Here is a 24,693-nt window from a genome sequence, read left to right on the forward strand (position 1 = left end):
ACCTTCAAATGAGCTTTAAATCCAATTCAATTATTACGTTTCCATAATCCCCTAATTTAAATCATTGAAATACCTTAAACCCCAAAACTCGTTATTCATCATTACGGGCGGCCCTGGTGTAGGCAAAACCACCCTTTTGGAAGAAATCAAGCGTAATGATATGATTGTTATTCCCGAGATTGCTAGGGCGCTAATCAAAGAACAACAGGATATCGACGGTGATGCCCTCCCATGGAAAAACAAGAATAATTATTTCCAAAAAATGTTCAATCGGTCCATCCAAAATTTTGAAATGGTCTGCAGTGATTTAAGAAATGATGTCCCTGTCTTTTTCGATCGTGGTTTTTTGGATGCACTATGTTATGCAGCATTGGAAGGCCTAGCTATTAGTTCAGAAATGAAATCCTATGCTGAACATTGGCGTTATAATAACCAAGTCTTCCTATTGCCTCCTTGGAAAGAAATCTATGGAACCGATACGCAAAGACACCAAGAATGGAATGAAGCCGTCTTTACTTATAACAAAATGATTCAAACCTATAGAGGGTATGGTTATGAACTATTGGAGGTTCCCAAGGCAACCCCCGTCGAAAGGGCCGATTTTGTGCTAGAACATATCCCTTATTTGATGAAATGAAACCCTACGGTTTAAAAACTTTGGTGGAGCCTCTTCTCCCCATGGGACTAAAAATATGATGTTGGGTGGCGGTAAAAAAATCCTTAAAGATTTTGTTGATCTTATGATGTTCGCTAGCGCCACGAATGCCCAAAAGTGGATATAACCTAATAATGGCCTCTGTAAGATTTTGTACGGAATAGGTAGCTTTGCGATGAATTTCTGTTATGTAAGACTCTGAAATGTTTGTATCGTTTCCTATCCAACTTTCAATGGTATCCGCATCGGAGCGCATATCTTTATAAGCCTTGGTTAGGGTAGCTTTCAGTAACTTGAGCTGCTCAAGAGAACCTAGTATGATATGAGCCTCCTCTAAAAAGTGTTCTGCCAGGCCTAAATAATTGGCCCATAATGTCAAATCGGCAAAGACAGAAAAAGGAATTTTAAAAATAGGATTGGGATGATACACTTTATTGTATACAAAACTTTGGCTCCTTTCCACATATTGGGAATGAACCTGAAAGGAATGGGTGGCCGTGGCTCGTAGTCCCATTGTATTCCAATCCTTGATAATCTCTACTTGTTCCTTTTTCAATATAAAGGATTGTATTTTGGATTGTCCATCCTCGGTTCGTAATTCCTTACCATTCTCCAGTATCTTGGCGTTTAACGTAAAGTGGGTAAGGTAGGGTGCTCCGGTAGCATATTTCCATATCCCAGATATAAGGTATCCTCCTTCCCACCTTTCGGCCGTGCCACCTATAGCTCCGCTTCCTCCAAAAACGGGTAATGGACTTCCTAAAAAAATTTCATCAGCTTTCTCCTTTTCAAGGTTACCCACGAAATAGTTCGCCCCACTGCACAAGGTAACGGTCCATCCCAGGCTACCTTCCCATTTGGCCAAAGTGCGAAGAATTTCCAATCCATCACTCAAGGATGATTGCAATCCACCGTACTCCGTTGGCACCCAAAGGTTCCAAAGATTTTTATGGGCTATCCATTGGAGCAGTTTGGGGTGCAGCTCATCACCGCCCAACCATTCTTTACTAGGCTTTTGCATAGGTATCTTTCTTTTTCAGATGTAGGATTCGCTTCCACTTGAGATATCCCGAAACAGCCACCAAGAATAAGAAGGCGGTAAGGCTGGCATACACATATAATTCCTTATACAATAAAAGGGGAATGGAAATTAGGTTACTTAGATTTAAGTATATCCAATTCTCAATTTTTCGTTTGGCCATGAGCCACATACCTGCCCAGGCAAAGGCACAGACCATCGCGTCCCAATAGGGTACATCGGAGTCTGTATGTGCTCCAAGCCAATAAGCCATTAAGATGAAGCAACCTAATACAATCCCAAGCGCAATCCCTTGCTCTTTTCCATTAGCAATCGAAATTGGCGCTTCTTCTTTATGGCTTCCCTTTTTCCAAAAAAACCACCCATAAATACTCATGACCAGATAATAGAGGTTCAATAGCACATCGGCATATAATCGCGATTGGTAATGTACCCCGATGCTGATGATAATGGCTACCATACCAAATAGATAGTTGTGAATATTATTCTGTCGGGCCAAGAGCACTTGGGCAACACCAAAAACTGTCCCAACCCATTGCCAAAAAAGTAAATGTGCTATGAATTCCATTCCTATTTTCTAGTAAATATGATTACTATGGGGTACCCAGAATGGACCATAAGCCGACTGGCCTTTTCAATTCCCTACGCCAGCATGATCTGGATCAGGTGTGAAGTAGTGCACTTCCGGGTATCATCTCAGCCCTGTACAGGACACCCCATGTTCGGTAAAGGTAGTCAAACCAAAAGTTTCAGATGAGTAGAAGCCTATTCAAACAAGCGACTTGTGATGGCATCAACAATATTATATCCAATTGTTGCTACCCATCTATTGAAACATAGACCTCACCTCTCTATGAACTTTCAGATAATGAGCATCCAAATCTTTTTCGGAAATGGCAAGCGGCTTGGGTAAACCTCGACTTATATCCGGCTTGTAAAATCGCACCAATCGATCCTTACCATCGGCAAACACCACAAATTCGCCTTGTCTTAATCTAAAGAATACCTCTGCCCTACGTTTGGAAACCTCCCGCTCCCCTTCCGTAATGCGTCTTTCCAAACTCCAACCCGAACTTTTACTCACACTCCGAGTGGGTTTTTTAACTAGTTCAAAAAAGCGTTCGTAGTATCGCGCCGTATCCGGGTCGTTCACTTTGCCGAAAAACTGGTATGAAAGATTGGATAGTATGGCCTTGCTGGCCTTTTCACCGTACATCATGTCATTTTGGACCTTATCCTGAAGGACATACATACTGACAATATTATAACTTCTTAAGGTGGCCGGAATTCGATGCATATTCAACAACCTAAGGGTTGAAGCTTCCTCTAATAACATAAATGAAGGTTGCCTGTTTCGCTGGCTCATCTGTTTGGATATGGTGTGGGCGATGGTGGCGATTACTGGGGATAAGGAAGCGTCCTTCTGTGGATTATTGACCAATGCGACCACCGACAGGTTCTTTGGATGATTGATGTCCAATGGAAGCTCGTCAGCCGAGAGTACCAAAAAGATTTTCCGGGTGCTGATTTTTTTAATAGCATTGGCCAAAGTACTCATGACCCCTGCCGTTTGCCGTTCCGACCCCACCCCGCTTAAAAAGGCATCTGCCATGGCACGGGACGTTAAGTTATCTCGCAGAAACTTAATGAGGCTTTTAGTGCCCAACTGTTGATAAAGCGCCATTACATGGGGAAGGGTACAAAAATCGGGATAATCTGTTTTTAGCCGCCAAATAAGACCACTGATCAAACCCTCAGCAGCATCCTGAAAGAACCGAGAGGTGCTGTTCTCATTAGAGCCTTGTTTCTCCATGAGATTTTCTAGAAGTACACGTGATACCTCATGAACACTTTCCTCATCGGGCAAATAACGAGGAGCAATAGGATTGACTCGGTTATATATAGGTCCGAACGATACGATCCGAAAAGGCACCTTTTGGTCGTTCCATAGGGGGCTGGCCATTTCTGTGATTTCAAAATCCTTATAGTCGTGAATAATTCCTGCGAAGCCCTCCTTTCTAAAATGTTCCAAAAAACCGTAGATAACACTTTCGGTTTTACCACTACCGGCGGAAGCCATTACGGAAACCCCTCTTCGAATGTTGTCCAGAACCAAAGTGCGCCCCCTAACCCTAAGACGGACCACAAAGAGATTTGCCGATTTTTTGGAGGATGAATGATGGTCCACCAAAGCAAAAAGAAGAACATGTATCAATAAAATAGGTAATCCTGCTAAAAACATCCACTCCAAAAAGAAAGACCATTCCTTCACTATTCCTGCGCTAATCACAAGTAGGAGCCACCCAACCATACCAAGCAGAAAACCGTATTTTAAATATCGTATCAATGCTGAGGATAATGCAATGGCACACAAAAAAGTCCCTACTATTTTCAGAGTGATGATATTATCCATAATATTTAAATTCCTATAGATCCCGATTCCAAGGCTTTCCCCATACCCTTTTTCAATTGCATAAGAGCTTTATAGGCCATTTGCTTTTGATTGGTTGGGATTAATGGCACTTTGATCCCCGCTTTGAACAATAGGTGGCGTGCTACTTGCTTTTCACTTGTAGGCAGGCCCAATAGAGCCGAAAAAAACTGTTTGGGATTCTTATCCATCAGATTTCGAGCATGGTAGGTTTCCACAAAATTCCTGCGATAGCCAAACTGTTTATCAAAGGTCTTTTCCGCTGCCCTAAAAAATTGATCTCGATCAAACCCCTGTTTGATGGTCTCTCCATGCAATTTGGTTTCCGAAGCCCTAAATCTCGCTCCTGGAGACAAGCTGTGTTTATTGTGGATGTCCATTCGGCTTACAATGATATGGATGTGGCTTTGAGGCCCCTCCTTTTTCATACCGGATACTATCCGTTGACCATTCAGTTGGTGGGGGGCATCCTTCTCCAATACATTTATTTTTGCTTGTAATTGATTCCTGTTCCCTACCGCCTCTCCTCTATCTATAGCCCTAACTCGGTGCTTTAATTCCAAAATCTGTCGTGCATGCGCCTGATTTTCCCTTACTTCCCTATCCTTATCGGAAAACGTTCGCTCTCGCTCGATTTTGGCAAAGTAGAGTATGTCCTTATGGGATACCTCGTGGTCTCTATAAAATGCGGCTGCATATGCCTTCATCATTTCTTTGGTGTAAGCCCTCAATTTTTCAGGGTCATCCCCTAAATGCTTTAGTTCCCTTTGCGATGGGCTTACAACCAGTGAATAATACTTAGGATCCTTCCTTTTCAATTTGGCCGTATTGGCATCGATTTGTGAAATAACCTGTTCCGATTCAATCCGGTCTACCCCTTGATTAAAGTAAAGCTCCTCTAATTCGGGAGCCCTATCCACATTTTCCTTTTCCAGATAATCGACCAAGTCACGAACACTGCCGCGATAGTTTCCTCCCAACTGTTGTCTTGTTATAGCAATGTACATTCGAATTAATTTTCAAGTTTTGTTCTGTATTTATCAAGGGCTTCCGGATTGATTTCTAATTTCAGGTGGTCTTTGCCAAAGCGATTACGAAACATACGTACCTGATTCAGTACGTACTTGAAATCTTCCTTGAGTTCCTGATGCTTTTCCTCCAATCGATCCAATCGAATTTTAGGCACCATGACTTCCATTTCCAAATCCGGTTCCTTGGAATTCTCCGGTTCTGATAGTTGTTTTTCGATAAAATCAAATTCGTTTTCCCATTCTTCATTCTCATTTTCCAACTCCTGTTCGAAAAGCGCTTGGATCATGCCCATGGTAGGAAGTGTTTGTTCTTTTTCGATACTTCGCAGGATGGCAATCAAGGCATTGAAGCGGCGTTTCACTAAGTATTTTAGGCTCGCTATGGTTTCCCCCAGTCGTTCTTGGGGGGACAGCCCGTTATGTTCGAAAAATTCGACCATTGCCATCAGGGTCAATGATTGGGAAGTCCCTTGCGTTTTGCAAAACCTCCTATACTTTTTAGCAATCGACTTTTTGATGCTTAGGCAGGTAAATGCTTCTTTTTCGTATCCTCTATCCATTTTTCCATTAAAAATTCATTGGTTCTATGGGGCTCGTTCCCTTTTTCCATTAATAAACGGGCATCATCACGACCCTATCATATCTGGAAACCCCTCTACCATGGGGCTTCACATAAATCTATTGTTATAGAGCATGCGTTAGCGTGCTACCCTCTTGCTTCTCCTTTTTGCGCTGCAGCCCAAAAAGAATCGCACCCTGGGAGGTAGTCCCGAGGGCTTTTAAAAAAGAATGTAAAGTCAGTGAGGCCTTTGGAAAGTCAAATCATAGCGGCCTTACTATTTATTAAGACTGGTCCTTATATAAATTTATTGACTATCTCTAAAAAATGAAAATGCAGAATCTCTTTGAATAAGTAGAATTGGCAATAAATTTTAGGATGTGCCCATGAAAGGTAAATGGGAACGGTTAGAAGAACCTATAGATATGTAAAAAAGACGAATCTAAATCGTCTTTTAATGAACCCCTACTTTGATTGGGAGTTCTGGAGATGCCTTTTAATTTATAGAACTATTTATGATCCGTATTTTGTTCATTAATGATCTGCATGACCAAATGAAAATTATTTATAAGCCATCCCTTATGGGTCTAAACCCAAAGTTTTGGCTCCTGTAAAAAAAGGGTTGGTACACATGATTTTTGGTCATCCCTTACAATATGCCCTCATCCGCAAAATTTAAATAGGTACCATCGGGTGCCATTATGATATAGTCCAACACCTTTACGTCCAATAATTGGGCAACTTTCTTTATTTTTTCCGTCAATATTCAATCCCGTTCACTAGCCTTTAGAAAATCGGATGAATGATTATGGGACAGGATACCTACGGATAAGGTTTTGAGGGTGATGGCGAATAGGATTCGGTTGTCGACCAAGGTTCCAGTAATACTTCCGTACGATAAGGAATAGACACCTTTGACCTGTTAACTTCCGTATTCCTTACAAACAGAACAAGAATGAAAACTGCCTCTTTTTGCTCAATATTTCATCGATATGCCCGTGATGTTGAGTTTCCTAAAATATTCTCACTATCCCTTTTACAGTCTAGTTTTTAAGCAGTTAAATATTAGATGAAATTAGTTTTATCCTATTAAATGTAATAATTACACTATATTTGGTTATCATCACATAAACTATTAACAAATGAACTCAACTCTAAACAATTTCACTAAAGTTATCTTATTCATTGCGTTAGTATGCAATGCTCAAAATTCAGCATCTCAAGACGGTACGATTTACCCACTTGATGCTCCCGATGAACCAAATGCAATTTTACTGGGTACTGGTGGTGTCGACGACCAACCAGCATCGGAGTCTTGGTTTCGCCAATGGGGAGACCCCATGGCCAGAAATATTACTACAGCAACACTCACGCCTTTTCTACCTGAGCCTGAAAAAGCGAACGGTACTGCCGTCATTGTAGCACCGGGAGGTGGTTTTAGATGGCTGTCGTTGGGCAACGAAGGTTGGGAGGTAGCCGAGGCTTTAGCCAAACAGGGTATTGCTGCCTTTGTTCTAAAATATAGATTGCACCCGACCCCTCAATCACTAGATGAATTTACTGCTTGGATGAATAGGCCTAGAACAGCACCTTCAGAATCGAGCAATACTGAATCTGAGACTAATAGGCCAGTTACCCCTCAAAGAGACCTATCAAATCAACTTGAAGATGCCGAAGCTGCTTATAAAATGATTCTCAAGCGCGCCAAAGAATGGGGTGTCGACACTAACCGAATTGGAATGATCGGCTTTTCTGCCGGAGCAGGGCTTACCATGCATTCAACCTTGAACTCGAAAATTATGAAATTGGCTTTCATCGGACCTATATACGGTGGTATGGGAGCTGTCGAAGTACCTAAGAACGCTCCTCCAATGTTCAATGTCATAGCTTCTGACGACTTTCTTTTCAAGGGACAATTTGGTGTAATCGATTCTTGGTTCAAGGCTGGTATTCCCGTTGAATTTCACCTATACCAAAATGGCGGACACGGTTTCGGACTCGGAAACCCAAATCGCACTAGTAACCGGTGGTTTGATGCATTTGTTCATTGGTTAGATGTCAATGAATTTTTTAAAAAATAAGAAATAGGTACATCATCAATACTATCCTAAATGACTTCGATTAAAAATAGAGGGCATTATAAATGGCGTATAATAAATATAGGGTTGCCACTGTCCTATCTTTATGGTGTTCATTTTTTTAATCGCATTAATAAACTATGTTTTCAAACAAGGGACTTCTTGCGAGACTATTTATTTTGTCCAAAATTTAAAATCTAAATTATATTATAAGATGAAAATACAAGCATATTTAGCTTTTAATGGTAATTGTCAGCAGGCATTAAATTATTATGCCAATCTATTTGGTGCAGAAGTCAAGAATCGTGAGACCTATGAAGATAAAAAAATGGATGTACCCGCTTCATACCGACAAAAATTGCAACATGCAGAGTTAAGTGGGAAGAATATTCATATCATGGCTTACGATGCAGCTCCTGATACACCTATTACCCATGGCAATCAAATTCACATGGCGATAGATGTTGAGAATAGCGAAAAAGCGAAGGAGGTTTTTTCAGAATTATCTAAAGGTGGTCAGATCCATCACAACTTTATGGAACGGGAATGGGGATATTTTGGTCGGTGTACAGACCAATTTGGAATTAATTGGATGGTCAATAGCAAAATATAATTACACTACGCTCATATAAGCTTATTGACGGAAAATTTAAATCTAACCTATTTAACAAAGTTTCCGTCAATGGCTTTAACTCTAATATAATGTTGTAAAGTAATTCTACAAAGGCTTTTATATAAACAACTTTTTATATAAAAGCCTTTGCAACGCATGTATATTTACAATTGCTTCAAATTCAAAGTTGATTTTAAAACTACTCCTACCCTTATGTTATCTAAATGGCTTTATATATAATGATAGGTTCTTAAAGGTCATTTCGGAGCTGGTAGCATCCTAATTGAAATAGGCATGCAAAGAATTTAACTAATCAATTTATTCTATTTTAGATCCTAAAGCAATGTGGACAATATTAATGTAGTTCCCCACCCTATATCGCACCAGTTGGAATTATAGAATTTTGCTTTTGCCCTTTGCCTTGAATTTATGACTGTCAGATACGGTTTTCCTAGAGTATGTTCTAACCCACGGCATCGGTCACTATTTTAGGTCGCACCTCCGAGCTATCAACGACCTTAGGAGCTATGGTTTACCAAGTCAAATTCCTTAGCGTTCGAGTCAATCTGTCTTATTTTAAGCTAATAGATTTACCATATTTAAACTACTAAATAAAAATGTTATGTCAGCACCATGGAAAGATAAGGTTAAGGGCAATTGGAACATTGCGAAAGGAAAAATTAAGCAGGAATGGGGGGAGCTCACCGATGACGACCTGGACTACCAAGAAGGTAAGGAGGACGAATTGATAGGTCGTATCCAAAAAAGGACGGGCGAGAGCAAAGAAAGAGTCAACGATTTTTTGGATAACCTGAAATATTAGAATAATAATCGGTTTGCCAGGCATCCAATATTGGATGCTTGGCAATTCCTTCCATCCCAATCCCCATAAACCATGACTAGTATCGAAACTTAGGTCAACCGCTCATTATTAGTTGAAGCCGTGAGGAGACTTTGCCTCAGTACTTATATACGGCAATAACTTTCCATATTCTATCCGGAACAATTTTTGGCTTTTTCTCACTTAAACACTTCAGTTAAATTTTGGCGCATTTCCTAAAAAAACCCAATAGCACATCCACCTATTTCTCTTCCTATAATTTTACTAGCAAGTTTTGAAGGATTTTGGAGTACATATCCACATTAAGATTATCCTGCGTCTTAAACTAATTTGAATTTTGACAATGGTTATTTAAAGGGCGTTTCTTTAGTAATTAAACTTATAGAATAAATCGGAACATTGAACAATTGTCCTTGGTCCGATGAGGAAAGATACTGACGATAGCAAATCGCGGACTTGGCCTTACGAGATGGATTTAAAACAGGGCTTTATTTTAAAACATTTGAGAATAGGATTGTAACAATCCATTCCATATTCGTTTTGCTATGATAACATGATGTACTCTTAGCTTAAAATGAGTAACCGGGAAATGGTAATCCTAATTTGATATTTCGTTCTCTTTAAGAATCATTTCTTTAAAATCTTCTAAGGCTATTCTCCAAAAATTAACCTCACGTACTTCCTTGATGTAAATTACTTTGCTATAGGTTCAATATTATTGTTTTTGACGACATACGCACCAAGTTCAATTTTATAACTTCAGCGCACTTAATACAAAAATAGTAGTATGAGAAATGTAAAATTAATTCATGCATTGGGAAATTGCATTAACCATTGCAATTATTGTGCGGACGCTTGTCTAGATGAGGAAAACATCGCTATGATGAACAATTGTATTAGAATCGATAGAGTATGTGCCGAAGTTTGTAGTTCACTTGCACAAATTCTAGCTACCTCTTATACGGACGTTCAGGGTCTTGTTGATTATTGTAAGACAATTTGCGAAGCGTGTGCCGATGAATGTTCGCGCCACGACCACCAACATTGCAAAGAATGTGCTAAAGCCTGTAGGGAATGTGCATTAGCTTGTGATGAGTTTTCCAAATAGTATCATAAGAGTTTGGAATTTACTTGTTCTTGAGGATGTCGATGTAATAGTAGATAGTAATTTGTACCGCGTAATGAGCTTTTGAACATCATTATATTTGAACTTTGCATCTATAGGTAGGCACCTATTAAAGTGCAGCTATTTACTAATATTCTAAAGCAACCCTCTTCTAATTTGTACATCTAATGGAAAAACAATAATGAGAGGAATACTAATATTGCTAGTCATTGCAACTGTTTGGTCCTCTTGTTCAAGTTCCAGCGAATCGGCCCATTTTGGATTGGCAATGTATTATGAGCTCACTTCCTTGAATTCTGGGATGTCCGGGGAAATATTGGATAAAGAAGAATTAGGTTTTCGAGAGTCTATCGAATTTTTCCCCGATAGTACCTTTATCAAGCGAAGAGTATATCCAGATAGCACTTCCACTGCTTTCGGTAAATATGACTCGGTAAATTCGGGTGGAAATGATTATCTTAAGTTGTACTATTCCGATGACACTTACCTTATCCAATCCTGTGGAAATTCCTTGGTGGAACACTTGAGTATTCTAAGCGAATCAGAAATGTACAATGGCGGATACTTACTCTGTGACGGACCAGGTTATTATTATACGCGAACTAAGAAATAGCTCAATTTTGAACTTTTCAATTGCCACACTTCGACATTCTGTTAATCCTTTATTTAACTTAGAAACTTTACCAAATCTCTGCCACCATACAGGACTCTTACTATCCGGACATATCCTTTAAATTTACGATAGAAAATTACATGAGAAATGTATGGAAAACTGAAAAGGCCTTCCTTAATTTCATTTCTACTCTTTCCGATATCCGGATTGTTGCCAATTGCCAAAAAATGGTCCTTCAGACCAATCAGGTATTCGATTGCCCGAGCAGTCCCAAAGCGATATTCACCATATTCGAATATATTCTCAATGTCACTATCCGCTTCTTGCGAAAGAACATAGCCAACTTTCACCCATTCTTTTTTGAAGCGATGATTTCATCCATTGTCCGGGAGCTTTCCGGGCCATCCCAACCTTTCTCAATTTCCCTTCTAAGATCATCAATAACCTTGTCCCTATAAATACTATGTAAACGTATTGCATCACGGATAACCTCACTATTGTTCTGGTATTCACCGGTAGCGACTTGCTTGGCAATGTATTCTTCCTGTTTTTTTGTGAAACTGATATTCATAACATAAACATTACTTCCTACAAAATTACACTATTTGTCCATATTTAGCAAATATGGATATTAATTGAATCCTTTTTATGAATTTTCCCCTAAGTTACGATTTATGAATAATCAATTTTAGAAAACAAGGAAGGCTAAATTCCATTCTATTATCAAAACCTATAAATTAAAAAGGCCTTGAATAAACAAGACCTTTCTCCACAAACCAATTAACGCTAAAATTAATGGTCAGTCTTCAATTCCAAGTAATCCGTTCTCTTAAACGTTTATTATACTAACTTTCACCATTAGCCGTTTTAATTTCTAATAGACTTAGATAAGGGTTAGTTTTCGAATACAGGAGCTGGAAATAGCCAACATAGAATAACTATACACAAAATGCCAATTAGCAATAAAGCAATTTCAAATTTCTTTTTCTTCATAATATTTTTTCATACATGAAAAGTTACAATAGGGATTCTATCGATAGGTCCCAACCTATTGACAAAAGATTTGGTTACTCCAAGCCTTCGTAATACACTTGGTTTTTCATCCAAAAAACAAAGTATGCTCTTCGTATGACCTGAGCCATATTCCTTAATTTTATCTAAAGAATTTATATTTCTGATTGACACCATTGATTGAGAAATCGTGCTTAATTTTGAATGAAGTGTTTTATGATTGATTTCTTGGTGCAGACTGATTTGGCAAGGTTGACCAATTTGTAAAATTTTAAATTCAAGCTTCATGTAGCCAAATAGAAAAAGCATATAATCCAATTCCTCTTGGGGAACAGGATTCATGAAATCCGAAACAAAGACGAATTTGTTTCTTCTACTAAGACTCATAGTCTCAGGAATTACCATAATCGGGCACCTTCTAATTTTATTAAGAATCGATGAGATTTGGTGGTCATAAGCTCTGTTTGCGCTATTCATGAATAAAACAATCAAATCCATTTCAAATTCCATAACATTTCTTTGGACCGCACCGAGAATATTAGAACATTCGGTGATTGGATGAAAGGTATGTTTTACATTGGAATGCTCTAACCTGTGCTCCAGAATCACGCTTCTTAGCTTATCCTCTGAAGTCTTTCTAGGCTTTTCGAAAAAACTATCGTCCTCCTGCAAAAAGCGCAAGGTTTCAAGCCCACTCATTCGGTAACTAAATGTGTCGAGTATATAGAACTTGCAATATTGGTTTTCGAACAGATTAGAAAGGTATCCTAAAACAAACTCTATTTCCATGTTCGAATAAGTTGGCACCAAAATTCGTTTTTCCATAATACCTTTTATTTGAGTTTTCTATACTTTTTTAGTTCGTCGAAGATCAGTGTCATTGCCGTCTTATATTCAGCCAAGATTTCCTGAAAGAGTTTCCTACTGTTCTGATAAGCCCGAAGTATACCCACGTCATAAAGCTTTTTCCCATACTCCTTTTCCTTTTTAAGATCTATCTCAAATTGATATAACTTTCTAAGCACAAGGGTGTTCTTTCTTCTAAGACCTAAAAGAGACATTGAAATTTCTGATCTATTCAACAACGTTGTTTCTATTTCCATTAAACTATCCAGTTCCCGATTTATTTGTTCTAATTGGACAGTCCACCATTTTACATCGTAATAATCTCTTTCCAAGCAAAGTTCGGCGAACCAATATTCTTTTTGAGTTGGATTCATCTATCTATAAAATCCTAGTTCAACCAACCAAACTGTCCTTAAGGCGGTTGTAGAAATCTTCCTTTAAATTCCAATATTTCTCCAAATGGTATACATAACTTTTTCGGTACATTTCATGCTCCCTAATGAAAGCCATGTCGCAATGAAGATTATCACACTCGGATATTATTGACCTGTTATTACTGTACCCATTTAAAGCTTTCAGTATATTTTCGTTCTCTACCTCCTTTTTCTCAAATTTTTTGCCTACCTCAATAAAGCTTGACTTTTCTTTAAATTGTTGCACACAGATTTCAATAATTTTCGAGAGCTCTTTACGAATAAAATGTAGATTGGCAATCCAAGCTTTCAATTCCATTGAGTTGATTTTATGAATCAATTCTGTATCGCTCTCATACTGATATAAGTCTAAACCTTCACCTCTCATATTTTACTTTTGTTACAAAGGAAGGTCTAGAACCTTCGGAAGCGGTTGTTTCTTCACTTCACTAATGAAAATTTTTTTGGTGCCCCCTGGAAACTCCCATTCTACGGTACTACCTTCCGGATAGCCGAATAGTGCAGCACCCATCGGGGTAAGAACCGAAATCTTACCGAGTTCGAAATTTCTTTCCGAAGGTATGACCAATTGAATTTTTCGCTGCCAGCCATCAGAAGATTCGATCGTTACGAGACTATTGAACCTAATGACTCCCCTAGGCATATCCAATTCGTCCACTATAAGGGCCAATTGTAGTTCCGAGGATAATTTTTCCAAGGATTTTTTTACGGAATTGTCATTTGAGTATCCAGATAGGTTCAACAACCTTTTAAGAAACACATATTCCCTTTTTTCAACTATTAGATTGTTACTGTTCATCTTCCTTTTTCTATGGGAATATTCCCCGTTGCACATAAGCATTTTCAATTCTATTCAAGGCTATTCCATAAGCAGCCATTCTTAGTGAAATACCCTCAGATGTTGATAAATCGTAGACCTTCTCAAAGGAAGCGCTTATCTTCCTTTCCAATTTTTCCATCACTTCTTCCATATTCCAAAGTTCACCATTTCTATTCTGGAGCCATTCGTAATAACTGGCGATAACACCTCCTGAATTACAAAGAATATCGGGAATAATTTGAGTCCCTCTTGAAATCAATAATTTTTCTGCTGCATCTTCTGTTGGTCCGTTGGCTCCCTCGGCGATAAGGCTTGCCTTGATTTCAAATGCGTTTTCCTTAGTGATTTGGTTGCCTAGTGCGGCCGGTATACATATGTCACATTCAACAGAAAAAAAATCTTTGTCTTTTAAAGTTGATCCTCCACTAAAACCATTGATAACAGATTTGTTCTTTAAACAAAACTCGTGAAGTTCTTCCACTGAAATTCCACTATCATCATATAAGGTTTTAGAGGCATCTTGGACCGCCACCATTCTTGCCCCCATCCTCTCAAGAAAAACAGCAGCCCAATAACCCACATTACCAAAGCCTTGAACTATAAATCTTTTGTCCTTCAGGTCTTGCCCTTTTTTTTCAAGCAAAAGTTTTATTGTCAAGAACACACCGTACCCGGTGGCACGGTCCCTTCCCTCCAACCCCCCACTAGCTGAAGGTTTACCTGTAACAACGTGTTGGTTTGCCGAACGCTCGGCAGGAGGACGCATACTCATATAGGTATCCGCCATCCATGCCATTGTTTGGTCGTTTGTATTCATATCCGGGGCAGGTATATCATGGTCCGGACCTATATTGTCGGCTAAAGCGTACGTAAATCTTCTGGTTATGCGCTCCAATTCAGCGGGTGAATAAGCCGAGGGGTCTATTTGTATACCTCCCTTGGCACCACCGTAAGGAAGACCCGCCAAAGAGGTTTTCCATGTCATCCACATCGCAAGTGCCCTAGCAGCATCCAAGTCAACAGTCTTATGATACCGAAGCCCACCTTTATAAGGGCCTAATGAATTATTATGCTGTACCCTATATCCCGTAAAAACTTCAACTTCCCCATTATCCATCCTTACAGGAAATCTTACAACTAGCTCATTGTTCGAATGCGACAATATTTTTCTTACGTTACTGTTTATACCCAGAAAATCGGCAGCTTCGTTGAATTGCTTCATTACATTCCGCATCATGCCCTGCTGCACCTTACCATTTAAACCCCTTCGAATAATTTTCTTGACCTCGGACATACTGAATTAAATGTTAATTGGAAACGGTTTAAAATCTTGCGAAACTGGTTCTGCCGGAAATGGATCCAATTTTTGATCATGGTATTCACTACATTCCCAAACCCTATCCTTTTTTGCAGTCAGGACGCAATGGGAGAAAAATTTACAATAGGGACATATACTAAAAAACTCGCCTTTCATGCTTTTACAACTTTATAAACAACATGATGCAACTAGTATACCATGTGAAAGCAGATATTGATGCCATGTTCCCTAAGGCCAATGGGAATAAGGTGTAGACATGAGTATTGGAAAATTGAACGATTTATAGCCTGGTAACTATTTACCCGCCTGGGTAAAAAAAACTTGCCTATTGGGACGTGATTGTAGTTTGACGGATAGACAGAACCTTCCCAAATAACCTGAATACAATTTTTGAAGAATATATAAAATGTTAGTTTTTCATTGTTTCAGTTTTTCCCTTAGCGTCTTACGAGTAATGCCTAATATTTCCGCCGCCTTTGTTTTATTATTGCCATAATGCGCCAAAACCTTTCGTAAATACCTTGTCTCCTGTTCACGAAGTGGCAAAAAATCTTCGTCCGGAAAATCGATTTTATATTTTAAAGCATCTGGCAAATTCTCAGTTTCTACACGGCCATCACACATTATCACAGCTCTTTGGACAATGTTTTCCAGCTCTCGGATATTTCCTGGCCAATTATATCTTTTCATTATTTCAAGTGCCTCAGGGGATATCCCTATCAGACGGTCCTTATACTCGACACCATATTTGAACAGGAATTTTTCAACTAAACGAGGAATATCTATTTTTCGTTCCCTAAGCGGAGGAAGTTCTATGTCTACAACGGTAAGACGATAGTATAAATCTTCCCTAAAGGAACCCTTCTGAACCATTTCTTTAAGGTTGCCATTAGTTGCCGCAATAATTCTCAAATCTATTTTCTCCGATTTTCTTGAACCCACCTTAGTTACCTCCTTTTCTTGAAGTGCTCTGAGCAATCTCGTCTGTACAGCTAACGAGGAATTAGCTATCTCATCCAAAAAAAGAGTCCCACCGTCCGCGGCCTGAAAAAAACCGTCCCGTGCACCATCCGCACCCGTAAAAGCTCCCTTAACATAACCGAACAGCTCCGCCTCCAAAAGACTTTCCGGAATACCCCCGCAATTTACTGGCACAAATGCTTGTTGTTTATATTTTCCTGAATAATGAATGCTTCTGGCTATAAGCTCCTTTCCCGTTCCGCTCTCCCCGGTAATCAGTATAGTGGCTTTGTTGTCCTTAACCCTTTCAATAATTTGAAAAATCCTTCCAAGAGCATTTGATTTCCCTACTAAATCTTTAAAATCTCCGGCATTCGACTTGGACGGAATTTGTCTCCTATCCTTCTTGGTTAATGCCTCATTATTGCTTAACAACGATTTCTCAACTGAAGTTTTTAACTCTTCCTTAGTAAATGGTTTTGTAAGGTAGCCAACAGCTCCCGATTTAATGGCCTTCAAAGAGCCTTGCACGGAGGGATATCCCGTAATTATCAATCTGGGGACACCGGGATAATGTTCTGAAACAAATTTAATTAGTTCATAACCGTCTATTTTGGGCATCTTAAGGTCGGTAATAAGCAAATCTATTCGTGAATCCCTCAGAATGGATACGGCCTCCTTGACCGTAATGGCCCTGTATGTATGAAAATTCCAAGATGACAAATGTCTTTGAAGCATTTCAAGTATATGCAGGTCGTCATCCACTATAAGAATGTTCTCTTTTCTCAATTTCATATTACTTTGGAATTTGAACCTTAAAACAAGCGCCTTTGCCTTTGTTGTTTATTGCTTCAATATGACCTCGATGTGCAGATACAATTCCATGGACCACACTTAGTCCCAACCCGGAACCCTCGCCCGTGGGTTTAGTCGTAAAGAAAGGTTCAAAAATTTTTTCATGGGCATCTTTATTAATTCCAGATCCTTCATCGCTTACACTTATTAAAATAGACTCCTTATCTTCGTTGACCTCTATCGTGACCAATCCATTTTTTGGCGAAAAATATATGGCGTTCATAATTAAATTAAAAATGATTTGAGTCAACTGTATAATATCGACTTTCACAAAGATTTCATTTTTTTTGGTCGTGAAAAGGCATTTTATTTCTTCTTTTCTAAAGGTCGCATCCAATAGATCAATGGCCCCCTTGATATGTGGTATGATATCAACTTGCTTTTTTTCATGTGGCATTTCACAAGCAAAGAACATTAGCTTTTTAACGACCTCCCTAGTAAAAATCGAATTTTGAATTATCTTATCAATGTCGCCAGTATCCAAATTCAAGTTTTCCAAATCGGACTTCAGCAGCTCTGCAAAGCCAAGAATGTTAGCCAGAGGTGTATTCATCTCGTGGGCAATCCCCGCTGTTATTTCTCCTAATATTGTCAATCGGTCCGCCCTCTCCATTTGCCTCATCAAGGATCGTTCACTTTTTTGAATTTCCAACTTTTCCAAGAGATTACCAACTTTTAAGGCAATGTTATCCAATAATGGTTGTTCTTCCTTCAAGAACTCCTTATCCGGATTCTGTAGGCGAGCTTGCAATTTCCCTTCGATACGATTGAACACTTTGATATTGGAACTGATAGTTTCACCCATCTTTAATATGCCCGTAAAGACCTCCATCTTCGAAGTTCTTATCAAAATCTCTGTTTGTGATGGATAACGAAAGCCATTTTTCACACATTTAGCAATGGCCTGAAGTACTTCGAGCATTTGTTCCTCTGAGGCATTGACTATTATGGAAGAAACCTCATATAGACAAGTCAGTTCCTTTATTCTTTCATTTAAAGCTTCTTCGGTTGGGTTCATTGCTTATGTTTTTGAAATTCGTATTGCCCGCTATACAATACAGATCAGAGTTAAGTGAATGTTTCTGGAAATACAAAATAAAATCCTCTCGGAATCAACGGCCAAGACCTTAAGCTTCAGCTTTCCTATTTTTAGTTGTTGCCAATATGCAATAACCTACCATTGCGGAAAGTCCTGAACCTAATAAAATTCCTATTTTAGCCGAATTAAGATAAAGGGATGATTCAAAAGCCAGATTGGCTATAAAAAAAGCCATGGTAAAACCAATACCTGCCAAAAAGGAGACACCAAAAATTTGGCGTTGACCAATATCCCCTGGCACAACAAGCCATTTTAACTTTTCTGCAATGTATACTACAAGGCTAACCCCAAATCCCTTTCCCAACAAAAGTGCAAGGGTTATATTGATAGCAAGAACATAGTCTATTTCCCCCAGATCTTTAAGGCTTATACCTGCGTTGGCCAACGCAAATATAGGTACTATAAAGTAGGCTACCCATCCGTGTAGATTATGTTCCAAACTTTGAAGGGGAGACCGAAACTTGACCATAAAATGTTCCATTCTGCCCAATTGATTTAATTGCCCACTTGATAGGACAGGTTTTGACAACACCCTAGCATCTTGTATATCTCTGTAAATTTCTTCAAAGTGGCCCATAAATGCGGGAGTCTTTATTGTTTGGCGCACTGGAACACAGAATGCCATCAAAATTCCTGCCAGCGTTGGATGAACACCGGCCTTTAAAAATAAAAACCAAACTACTATCCCCGAGAAAGTCAACAGAAATTTGGAGTAATAACCTTTATAGGCCAAGAAGTACAAAAGTCCTAAAATCAAAAAGGCGGTCAATAACATAGAAATTTGGATAGTCCCAGTATAAAACAACGCAATCACCATGACAGCCCCAAGATCGTCCACAATGGCAAAAGCGGTCAAGAATATTTTCAGGTTCATCGGAACCTTATTTCCAAGCATGTTCAAGATTGCCAAAGAGAACGCAATATCGGTCGCCATTGGGATACCCCAGGCCAACTCAGTTTCTGAATTTTGGTTGAAGGCCAAAAAAACACAAATCGGTACTAACATACCTCCAATAGCCCCGAACAAAGGAAAAGCAACTTTTCTTACCGAATTTAGTTCCCCGATCAGTACTTCTCTTTTAATTTCCAAGCCTATCAAAAAAAAGAAAATGGCCATGAGTCCATCATTGATCCATAAAAAAAGTGGCTTGGAAAATTCATATGTTTCAGTGATAATGCCCAAGCGAAACTTCCATAAATTAAAATAGCTTGCGGAGAAAGGAGAATTTGCCCAAAAAAGAGCGATAAGGGTAGCTAATATTAATAAAAGTCCACCTAAACTTTCAATTTTAATAAAGTTTTGAAAAGGTGAAAGAATTTTTTTCAACATAGAATTTAGTTGGAAGAAAAGAAATAATTTGCCCACGGACGGTATTGTAACCTGGACTTACCAATTAAAGAATGACTTTGTACAATTTCAAGGCCATTTATCATATATAGGAGTATATTTTCCTAATTTTCTAATTTTCAGTGAAATATAGTTTGCGTTTAAATTTGGAGATGGGTAGTTATTGCCCAAAGGGTAAGAATTACTCTCTGAACATACCATTGGATGTAGTTAGTTAGGAAATCACCGGGAACAGGGTATAGTTGTTTTACTCTAGTTAATTATATTTTTTCACCCGAGGAATTTCCTTTTATGCGTTGAAGTTTCGTTTTGGCCGGTCTAATGGCCCAATGTAATGTTTTAAGAAACCTTCCTTTAGAGGGATAGGTTCTGTTCGGGGTTAAATTATTAAAAAACAATGCAACAACAAACATTATGGATACCCCACTCAATACCGGAAAAAGAACGTACCAATAACCCAGAGAAGTTATTTTTTCTGAACCGATGACTGCAATTAATGCAGTCGCACCTCCAGGTGGGTGTAGGGTTTTTGAAATTTGCATGACCAAGATGGATATGGCCACGGACAAAGCTGCCGCCAACCATAAAATGTCACCTAAAAGAAGAGCTACACTTACACCGACAATTGCACTGAAAATATGTCCTCCCATCAAATTTCTGGGTTGGGCCAACGGGCTATGTATAGCTCCGTAAATCAGCACACCAGTGGCCCCAAAGGAACCGATCAGTAAAACATTATCGCCATGGGACAAATATTGCGATTGGACAAAACCGATGAGCCCAATTCCGCAAAAAGATCCCACAAATGACCAAAAAAGTTCCTTAGGCTCTAACAAAGTTTCTCGGTATACAATGTACCTTCCTATCCGATAACTTCTATTAAATACATTCTTCATACAGGATGGCAAAAATAGAAATCTCAGCCTCAACTCTAAAAAAATTCTATGATGTATCTAAGTATTTCGAAAGGGGTGGTAGATTCCATTTCTCATTTAAATCACCCTAATTAAGTTTATTGAGAGATATATTGATTAATGTTCTTAAGTTTGGGTTGTAGACCATAATCTGTTTTGGCGATAAAAATAGTGGTGAATTGAATTTTTTTATTCGGCAACTTGCTTACTTAAAGTAAATGAGCGAAGCTTTTCTAAATACAATATTCCTAAAATAGGCTGGTAATCTTCTCCATATTTTTTAATAGATTCCAAATTAGATGGAAATATTTCATTCTTCGCTCCATTTTCTCCAGAGGGATATGGTTAATAACGGTTTACTTTTTTTTATCCAAATCGATTTTATCATCTTTTAATGATTTCACAAAGGCAGAAAATAAAATGGTATTGATAATCCATTTTTTGAACTTTCCACTAAGTTACGATTTCTAAATAATCAATTGTAGAAAATGGGGAAGGCTACATTTTTAGGGAGGGCTACAGCAGGAATGGGGCATAGTGACATTGCCATCGTTTTATTGAACTTTAATTTAATTACCCCTATTTAAAACACTTATCACCAAACGTTTTACCGTTTCCATTTCTTCGGGCTTACTGGAAGCAATGAATAGAGTTAAACTTGCCAAGGTATCATTACTGATAATTACTTTGCCATTTTGAGAAACAAGCATACTGTTAGCGCTTAGGAATTTAAGAAAACATGCCGCTGCTATTCGCTTATTACCATCAACAAAGGAATGGTTTTTAGTAATCAGGTATAGCAAAGTGGCAGCTTTTTCTTCTATGGTTGGATAAAAATCCTCAATTCCGAAACCTTTTGTAATCTGTGCGATGGAGCTCTGAAAGTTTTTGTCCTTTTCCTTTCCAAAAACTTCAGAATCAAATTTAGTTGACATCTGTTGTATAAGTACTTGGTATTCCTCTATGCTAGGAAATATGGCTTCTTTTTTAGTTAGGCCTTTCTTGTCCAAGCTCTCGTGATCGTAGTCATCCAATAGTTCCAAACCCTGGGAAAACAGTTTCAGCCATTCATTACTTTCATGGTTTGACTTTTCTTCCATTGCCCTGCCCAATATCGAAATACCGTTTCTAAGTATTTGTATTTCCTCTTCCTTTTGGGCTAACCTGTTTTCATTGACAACATAACCCTTGACTAGATATTTTTTTAGCGTACGGGTAGCCCATATTCTAAATTGGGTTCCCTGTTTCGAATTTACTCGGTAGCCAACTGAAATTATTGCGTCTAAATTGTAGAATAAAACTTTACGTTTTACATGTCTATTACCTTCTTTCTGAACTACCGAGTATTTCTCGGTAGTTGCTTTTTTATCCAATTCCTTGGTGGTAAAGATATTTTTCAAATGTAGGCCAATGGTATCGGTATCTTTATCAAACAACTCCGCCATTTGTTTTTGATTTAACCAAATGGTGTCATTATCCAACCGAATTTCTATGCTTGGTTTATCATCGTATAAAATAATCTCCCCCCTATTCATCCTGTTTTAGGCTAAAGGTAAGAATCAAAAAAAGAACAAATTAACAATGCATTGCGATTAATGACCCTTTTAAGGATATTAAAATCACATTCTCTAAGCATTTAATCATTAATAATATTGTTCCTCATTAGGATTTTTACGTGACTACTTCCTTGGTTGGTTACTTAGTCGCTGACTTGTTCGGTTACTTGTTCGCTACTTGTTCGCTACTTGTTCGGTTTGTATTCTTGAGAATCGTTTTTTGAACTTTCTCAAAATTAGGAAGGCAGATGTAATAAATGTAAGACATCGAATAAAGCTACAATGTCTTAAAAATCAGTAAATACTATTATCAAATACAATTAGTTCTGATCCTAAATCCCGGTCTATGCTTAAGCTATCAACAACTGTATAAGATATTGAACCTTTCCTTCGTAATCTATTCGAAAACGAAAGTTCATCAAGAATTTTTAGCATGATGTCATAATTCTTTATCTCATTTCCATCTATCTGGTTGTTGGCCACGTAAAAATTTAATTTATCGATTAATTCTTGCTTTCTTTTTTCAAAATAAGATCTCTATATAAAAAGATCGTATGCCCTCTAAAGAGAAAAACCCTCCAAAAAGATGTCCGTTCAAAAATCATTTTATGAAATGGATTGTGGATTAAAGATTATCAATGGATGTATAATCGAATTTCTGTCCTCCTACGGAAACATCCGCCATCAACCCTTTCTTAGGTTTTGCAAAAACAATTACGCCGTCATCATAATTGGCATCTATCGAAGCCCCTTCGTGAAGTGCTACAGCTTTTGCTTCAGCGGAGAGCTCCAGCTCACCTTGCTTAAACTCGTTCAAAGCCTCCTCGGTCTCAAAAAAGATTACTTGGGTAATCGCTTGTCCTCCCGCTTGAAGTCCTACATCGACTTTCTTTAGGTCGGCCATTCCAACCACTTCACCGTTCTCATATACTACCCCATTGCCGGACGCTCCGCCGATAATCAAGCCACCTTCTCCAACATTGGGAAAAATTGCATATCCTGTTGAATTTTCAAAGTAACCATCTAGTTTATCATTATCGGTTTGCAGTATCACCTTAGCTTTTTCGGCATCTGCCATGACTTCTTGGTCTACCTTTTCTTGAGCATTCGTTGTGACGGTTAAAAACAGCGTAAAAGATAGGATGCACATATCTCTAAAATTTTTCATGGTATAAAATTTATATTATTAATAGATTAAATTTGGCTGCCATTTCTTAGCTGCCAAATGACTAAAGGCAAGTAAATAAAATCTGAATGTAAAAATTGTTTGGATTACAGGTTTTCTTTGCTCTATCACTGATACAACTAAACAACCATCGGCTAGAAGTTACCATTCTAGCCAGCATTGATTATCAGTTTTATGGCTGTTGGACGGGACTGGATTCTTATCAATATGTATTGGACGTATCCGTAGGATATTATTGATAGACTAATCTCACTTTTGAGTTGTGTTTTAATCGATTGGTATTATACCAGAAGGTGAATATGGAGAATGTACAAGAATTGCTAAATCTATAGGCAGTTTTTTTTCAAATCTGAGTGTACACCTTTTTATCCTTCTAATAAGGCCCTAAGATTACGCTCAAGAAGGATATCCAACAGTCAATTCTACCTATATAAATGGCCAATCATTAATAAGACGGGTGCCATAAATTGGCATTTACCAATCAGCTCAATTTCTTGATGAATTCAGCAATCTTAATCATTCTGTATCAAGTAATTTGCTCACATAGAACATGGGTATGGCGAAAAATAAACTTAGTAGATCCTTGAATTTTTATGACATTTTAATGTTCGGTGTTGGGGGGATTGTAGGTGCCGGAATATATGCAATCATTGGTCAGGCAGCAGGATTAAGTGGAAATATGCTCTGGTTAAGTTTTACCATTGCGGCAATTGTAGCATTGCTCACCGCCTTATCCTATGCAGAATTTGTAAGTCGTTTTCCCGATGCCGGAGGCAGCTTTGAATACATTAAACACGGTATAGGGGAAAAAACAGCCTTGGTCATGTCCATTTTTATGGCCTTCACCGGAATTATTGCACCCGCGGCCATCGCAATTAGTTTTGCTGAATACTTGAACAGACTCGTTGAAATTCCGCATTGGATCGCCATCATTGGGATTATAATACTCATGTCAATGTTCAATATTTTGGGTTCAAAGCAAAGCTCTTATTATAATACTATTGCCACGATAGTCACACTTTTAGGATTGGGGACAGTGGTCATATTCACTATACCGGACTGGAGCACCTTAGAACTTTTTAAGATGGGAGAAAGCGGTATAACGGGAGTCTTATCGGGGTCCGCACTCATATTTTTTAGCTATGTTGGTTTTGAAGATTTAGTAAAAATGGCCGAGGAAACAAAAAACCCAAAAAAGAATATGCCCAGAGGAGTTTTGATGAGCGGAATTATAGTACTCATCATATATGTCGCAATTGCCATTAGTAGCCTTAGCACCTTTAGTGCCATAGAATTGAGTGAAAAAGAGGGACCACTCGCTGCGGTCATAGAATCTCAATGGGGACAGATTGGTGGTATT

The 24,693-nt window shown here is 38.5% G+C and carries 25 protein-coding genes and 1 pseudogene; 7 read left to right on the forward strand and 19 right to left on the reverse strand.

Going from position 1 to position 24,693, the window contains the following annotated elements:
- The first annotated feature begins 64 nt into the window (after window positions 1–64).
- The gene (locus BIZ36_RS18395; RefSeq protein ID WP_121848540.1) at window positions 65–637 is read left to right on the forward strand and encodes an AAA family ATPase; all 573 of its coding nucleotides are present in this window, start codon (window positions 65–67) and stop codon (window positions 635–637) included.
- Between the two features lie 4 nt (window positions 638–641).
- Here BIZ36_RS18395 and BIZ36_RS18400 read toward each other — a convergent pair whose 3' ends face one another.
- The 6 genes and pseudogenes from BIZ36_RS18400 to BIZ36_RS21345 all read right to left on the reverse strand — a co-directional run.
- Window positions 642–1,676, reverse strand: a complete 1,035-nt coding sequence (locus tag BIZ36_RS18400) for an acyl-CoA dehydrogenase family protein (protein ID WP_121848539.1) — start codon at window positions 1,674–1,676, stop codon at window positions 642–644.
- A complete protein-coding gene (pnuC, locus tag BIZ36_RS18405) occupies window positions 1,663–2,262 on the reverse strand; it encodes a nicotinamide riboside transporter PnuC (protein ID WP_121848538.1) in 600 nt (199 codons plus the stop codon). Before pnuC ends, BIZ36_RS18400 begins: the two co-directional genes overlap by 14 nt.
- Window positions 2,263–2,520: 258 nt before the next feature.
- Entirely contained in the window at window positions 2,521–4,107 is a 1,587-nt protein-coding gene (locus BIZ36_RS18410; protein ID WP_121848537.1) for a type IV secretory system conjugative DNA transfer family protein, read from the reverse strand.
- 5 nt (window positions 4,108–4,112) lie between these two features.
- On the reverse strand, window positions 4,113–5,132 hold the full coding sequence (gene mobB / locus BIZ36_RS18415) for a MobB family relaxase (RefSeq protein ID WP_121848536.1): 1,020 nt from the start codon (window positions 5,130–5,132) through the stop codon (window positions 4,113–4,115).
- Between the two features lie 5 nt (window positions 5,133–5,137).
- Window positions 5,138–5,716 carry a BfmA/BtgA family mobilization protein gene (locus tag BIZ36_RS18420; protein WP_187459358.1) on the reverse strand — a complete coding sequence of 193 codons (579 nt, stop codon included), beginning with the start codon at window positions 5,714–5,716 and terminating at the stop codon, window positions 5,138–5,140.
- A gap of 648 nt (window positions 5,717–6,364) precedes the next feature.
- A pseudogene (locus BIZ36_RS21345) lies at window positions 6,365–6,616 on the reverse strand (JAB domain-containing protein); the annotation flags it as partial.
- A 241-nt stretch (window positions 6,617–6,857) separates the two neighbouring features.
- On the opposite strand from BIZ36_RS21345, the gene BIZ36_RS18430 reads away from it, so the two are divergent.
- The 5 genes from BIZ36_RS18430 (at window position 6,858) to BIZ36_RS18450 (ending at window position 10,986) form a co-directional block, all read left to right on the forward strand.
- Window positions 6,858–7,796: an alpha/beta hydrolase gene (locus tag BIZ36_RS18430; protein ID WP_187459359.1), complete on the forward strand. Its 939-nt coding sequence runs from the start codon at window positions 6,858–6,860 to the stop codon at window positions 7,794–7,796.
- A 211-nt stretch (window positions 7,797–8,007) separates the two neighbouring features.
- On the forward strand, window positions 8,008–8,406 hold the full coding sequence (locus BIZ36_RS18435; RefSeq protein ID WP_121848533.1) for a VOC family protein: 399 nt from the start codon (window positions 8,008–8,010) through the stop codon (window positions 8,404–8,406).
- A gap of 622 nt (window positions 8,407–9,028) precedes the next feature.
- A complete protein-coding gene (locus tag BIZ36_RS18440) occupies window positions 9,029–9,229 on the forward strand; it encodes a CsbD family protein (RefSeq protein ID WP_121848532.1) in 201 nt (66 codons plus the stop codon).
- 805 nt (window positions 9,230–10,034) lie between these two features.
- Complete coding sequence (locus BIZ36_RS18445) at window positions 10,035–10,355, forward strand: four-helix bundle copper-binding protein (RefSeq protein WP_121848531.1); 321 nt, start codon at window positions 10,035–10,037, stop codon at window positions 10,353–10,355.
- Window positions 10,356–10,554: 199 nt separating this feature from the next.
- Entirely contained in the window at window positions 10,555–10,986 is a 432-nt protein-coding gene (locus BIZ36_RS18450) for a hypothetical protein (protein ID WP_121848530.1), read from the forward strand.
- Window positions 10,987–11,039: 53 nt separating this feature from the next.
- Here the strand turns inward: BIZ36_RS18450 and BIZ36_RS18455 are convergent, their stop codons facing one another.
- From BIZ36_RS18455 to BIZ36_RS18515, 13 genes are all read right to left on the reverse strand, one after another.
- Window positions 11,040–11,336 carry a type II toxin-antitoxin system RelE/ParE family toxin gene (locus tag BIZ36_RS18455; protein ID WP_121848529.1) on the reverse strand — a complete coding sequence of 99 codons (297 nt, stop codon included), beginning with the start codon at window positions 11,334–11,336 and terminating at the stop codon, window positions 11,040–11,042.
- Window positions 11,333–11,557, reverse strand: a complete 225-nt coding sequence (locus BIZ36_RS18460) for a type II toxin-antitoxin system ParD family antitoxin (protein ID WP_121848528.1) — start codon at window positions 11,555–11,557, stop codon at window positions 11,333–11,335. Before BIZ36_RS18460 ends, BIZ36_RS18455 begins: the two co-directional genes overlap by 4 nt.
- A 431-nt stretch (window positions 11,558–11,988) precedes the next feature.
- Entirely contained in the window at window positions 11,989–12,822 is an 834-nt protein-coding gene (locus tag BIZ36_RS18465) for a hypothetical protein (protein WP_162987863.1), read from the reverse strand.
- 8 nt (window positions 12,823–12,830) lie between these two features.
- Window positions 12,831–13,217 (reverse strand): hypothetical protein, encoded by a 387-nt coding sequence (locus tag BIZ36_RS18470; RefSeq protein WP_187459360.1) that lies wholly within the window; start codon window positions 13,215–13,217, stop codon window positions 12,831–12,833.
- 19 nt (window positions 13,218–13,236) lie between these two features.
- The gene (locus tag BIZ36_RS18475; protein WP_121848525.1) at window positions 13,237–13,644 is read right to left on the reverse strand and encodes a hypothetical protein; all 408 of its coding nucleotides are present in this window, start codon (window positions 13,642–13,644) and stop codon (window positions 13,237–13,239) included.
- A gap of 12 nt (window positions 13,645–13,656) precedes the next feature.
- A complete protein-coding gene (locus BIZ36_RS18480; protein WP_187459361.1) occupies window positions 13,657–14,076 on the reverse strand; it encodes a GreA/GreB family elongation factor in 420 nt (139 codons plus the stop codon).
- 10 nt (window positions 14,077–14,086) lie between these two features.
- The gene (locus tag BIZ36_RS18485; RefSeq protein ID WP_121848523.1) at window positions 14,087–15,391 is read right to left on the reverse strand and encodes a Glu/Leu/Phe/Val family dehydrogenase; all 1,305 of its coding nucleotides are present in this window, start codon (window positions 15,389–15,391) and stop codon (window positions 14,087–14,089) included.
- A 441-nt stretch (window positions 15,392–15,832) separates the two neighbouring features.
- The gene (locus BIZ36_RS18490) at window positions 15,833–17,170 is read right to left on the reverse strand and encodes a sigma-54-dependent transcriptional regulator (RefSeq protein ID WP_187459362.1); all 1,338 of its coding nucleotides are present in this window, start codon (window positions 17,168–17,170) and stop codon (window positions 15,833–15,835) included.
- A gap of 1 nt (window position 17,171) precedes the next feature.
- Complete coding sequence (locus BIZ36_RS18495) at window positions 17,172–18,248, reverse strand: sensor histidine kinase (protein WP_121848521.1); 1,077 nt, start codon at window positions 18,246–18,248, stop codon at window positions 17,172–17,174.
- A gap of 109 nt (window positions 18,249–18,357) precedes the next feature.
- A complete protein-coding gene (gene nhaA, locus BIZ36_RS18500; protein WP_121848520.1) occupies window positions 18,358–19,659 on the reverse strand; it encodes a Na+/H+ antiporter NhaA in 1,302 nt (433 codons plus the stop codon).
- 278 nt (window positions 19,660–19,937) lie between these two features.
- On the reverse strand, window positions 19,938–20,573 hold the full coding sequence (locus tag BIZ36_RS18505) for an HPP family protein (protein WP_121848519.1): 636 nt from the start codon (window positions 20,571–20,573) through the stop codon (window positions 19,938–19,940).
- Between the two features lie 587 nt (window positions 20,574–21,160).
- Window positions 21,161–22,126 carry a virulence RhuM family protein/type II toxin-antitoxin system death-on-curing family toxin gene (locus tag BIZ36_RS18510; protein WP_187459363.1) on the reverse strand — a complete coding sequence of 322 codons (966 nt, stop codon included), beginning with the start codon at window positions 22,124–22,126 and terminating at the stop codon, window positions 21,161–21,163.
- Window positions 22,127–22,772: 646 nt separating this feature from the next.
- The gene (locus tag BIZ36_RS18515; RefSeq protein WP_121848517.1) at window positions 22,773–23,315 is read right to left on the reverse strand and encodes a lipid-binding SYLF domain-containing protein; all 543 of its coding nucleotides are present in this window, start codon (window positions 23,313–23,315) and stop codon (window positions 22,773–22,775) included.
- Window positions 23,316–23,889: 574 nt separating this feature from the next.
- Here BIZ36_RS18515 and BIZ36_RS18520 point away from each other — a divergent pair.
- A partial coding sequence (locus BIZ36_RS18520; RefSeq protein WP_187459364.1) for an APC family permease occupies window positions 23,890–24,693 on the forward strand: 804 nt, incomplete at its 3' end.

Origin of the sequence: Cytophaga sp. FL35, from assembly GCF_014349235.1 — a bacterium.
In the GTDB taxonomy this organism is placed as follows: domain Bacteria; phylum Bacteroidota; class Bacteroidia; order Flavobacteriales; family Flavobacteriaceae; genus Euzebyella.

Bases quoted from the DNA above. Each gene is read 5' to 3' on its own strand.
- BIZ36_RS18475 (WP_121848525.1), bottom strand. From the start codon at position 13,644: ATGAGAGGTGAAGGTTTAGACTTATATCAGTATGAGAGCGATACAGAA.
- BIZ36_RS18430 (WP_187459359.1), top strand. From the start codon at position 6,858: ATGAACTCAACTCTAAACAATTTCACTAAAGTTATCTTATTCATTGCG.
- BIZ36_RS18480 (WP_187459361.1), bottom strand. From the start codon at position 14,076: ATGAACAGTAACAATCTAATAGTTGAAAAAAGGGAATATGTGTTTCTT.
- BIZ36_RS18490 (WP_187459362.1), bottom strand. From the start codon at position 17,170: ATGAAATTGAGAAAAGAGAACATTCTTATAGTGGATGACGACCTGCAT.
- BIZ36_RS18495 (WP_121848521.1), bottom strand. From the start codon at position 18,248: ATGAACCCAACCGAAGAAGCTTTAAATGAAAGAATAAAGGAACTGACT.
- BIZ36_RS18515 (WP_121848517.1), bottom strand. From the start codon at position 23,315: ATGAAAAATTTTAGAGATATGTGCATCCTATCTTTTACGCTGTTTTTA.
- BIZ36_RS18470 (WP_187459360.1), bottom strand. From the start codon at position 13,217: ATGAATCCAACTCAAAAAGAATATTGGTTCGCCGAACTTTGCTTGGAA.
- BIZ36_RS18460 (WP_121848528.1), bottom strand. From the start codon at position 11,557: ATGAATATCAGTTTCACAAAAAAACAGGAAGAATACATTGCCAAGCAA.
- BIZ36_RS18510 (WP_187459363.1), bottom strand. From the start codon at position 22,126: ATGAATAGGGGGGAGATTATTTTATACGATGATAAACCAAGCATAGAA.
- mobB (WP_121848536.1), bottom strand. From the start codon at position 5,132: ATGTACATTGCTATAACAAGACAACAGTTGGGAGGAAACTATCGCGGC.
- BIZ36_RS18485 (WP_121848523.1), bottom strand. From the start codon at position 15,391: ATGTCCGAGGTCAAGAAAATTATTCGAAGGGGTTTAAATGGTAAGGTG.
- nhaA (WP_121848520.1), bottom strand. From the start codon at position 19,659: ATGTTGAAAAAAATTCTTTCACCTTTTCAAAACTTTATTAAAATTGAA.
- BIZ36_RS18440 (WP_121848532.1), top strand. From the start codon at position 9,029: ATGTCAGCACCATGGAAAGATAAGGTTAAGGGCAATTGGAACATTGCG.
- BIZ36_RS18450 (WP_121848530.1), top strand. From the start codon at position 10,555: ATGAGAGGAATACTAATATTGCTAGTCATTGCAACTGTTTGGTCCTCT.
- BIZ36_RS18445 (WP_121848531.1), top strand. From the start codon at position 10,035: ATGAGAAATGTAAAATTAATTCATGCATTGGGAAATTGCATTAACCAT.
- BIZ36_RS18400 (WP_121848539.1), bottom strand. From the start codon at position 1,676: ATGCAAAAGCCTAGTAAAGAATGGTTGGGCGGTGATGAGCTGCACCCC.
- pnuC (WP_121848538.1), bottom strand. From the start codon at position 2,262: ATGGAATTCATAGCACATTTACTTTTTTGGCAATGGGTTGGGACAGTT.
- BIZ36_RS18410 (WP_121848537.1), bottom strand. From the start codon at position 4,107: ATGGATAATATCATCACTCTGAAAATAGTAGGGACTTTTTTGTGTGCC.
- BIZ36_RS18465 (WP_162987863.1), bottom strand. From the start codon at position 12,822: ATGGAAAAACGAATTTTGGTGCCAACTTATTCGAACATGGAAATAGAG.
- BIZ36_RS18435 (WP_121848533.1), top strand. From the start codon at position 8,008: ATGAAAATACAAGCATATTTAGCTTTTAATGGTAATTGTCAGCAGGCA.
- BIZ36_RS18420 (WP_187459358.1), bottom strand. From the start codon at position 5,716: ATGGATAGAGGATACGAAAAAGAAGCATTTACCTGCCTAAGCATCAAA.
- BIZ36_RS18505 (WP_121848519.1), bottom strand. From the start codon at position 20,573: ATGAAGAATGTATTTAATAGAAGTTATCGGATAGGAAGGTACATTGTA.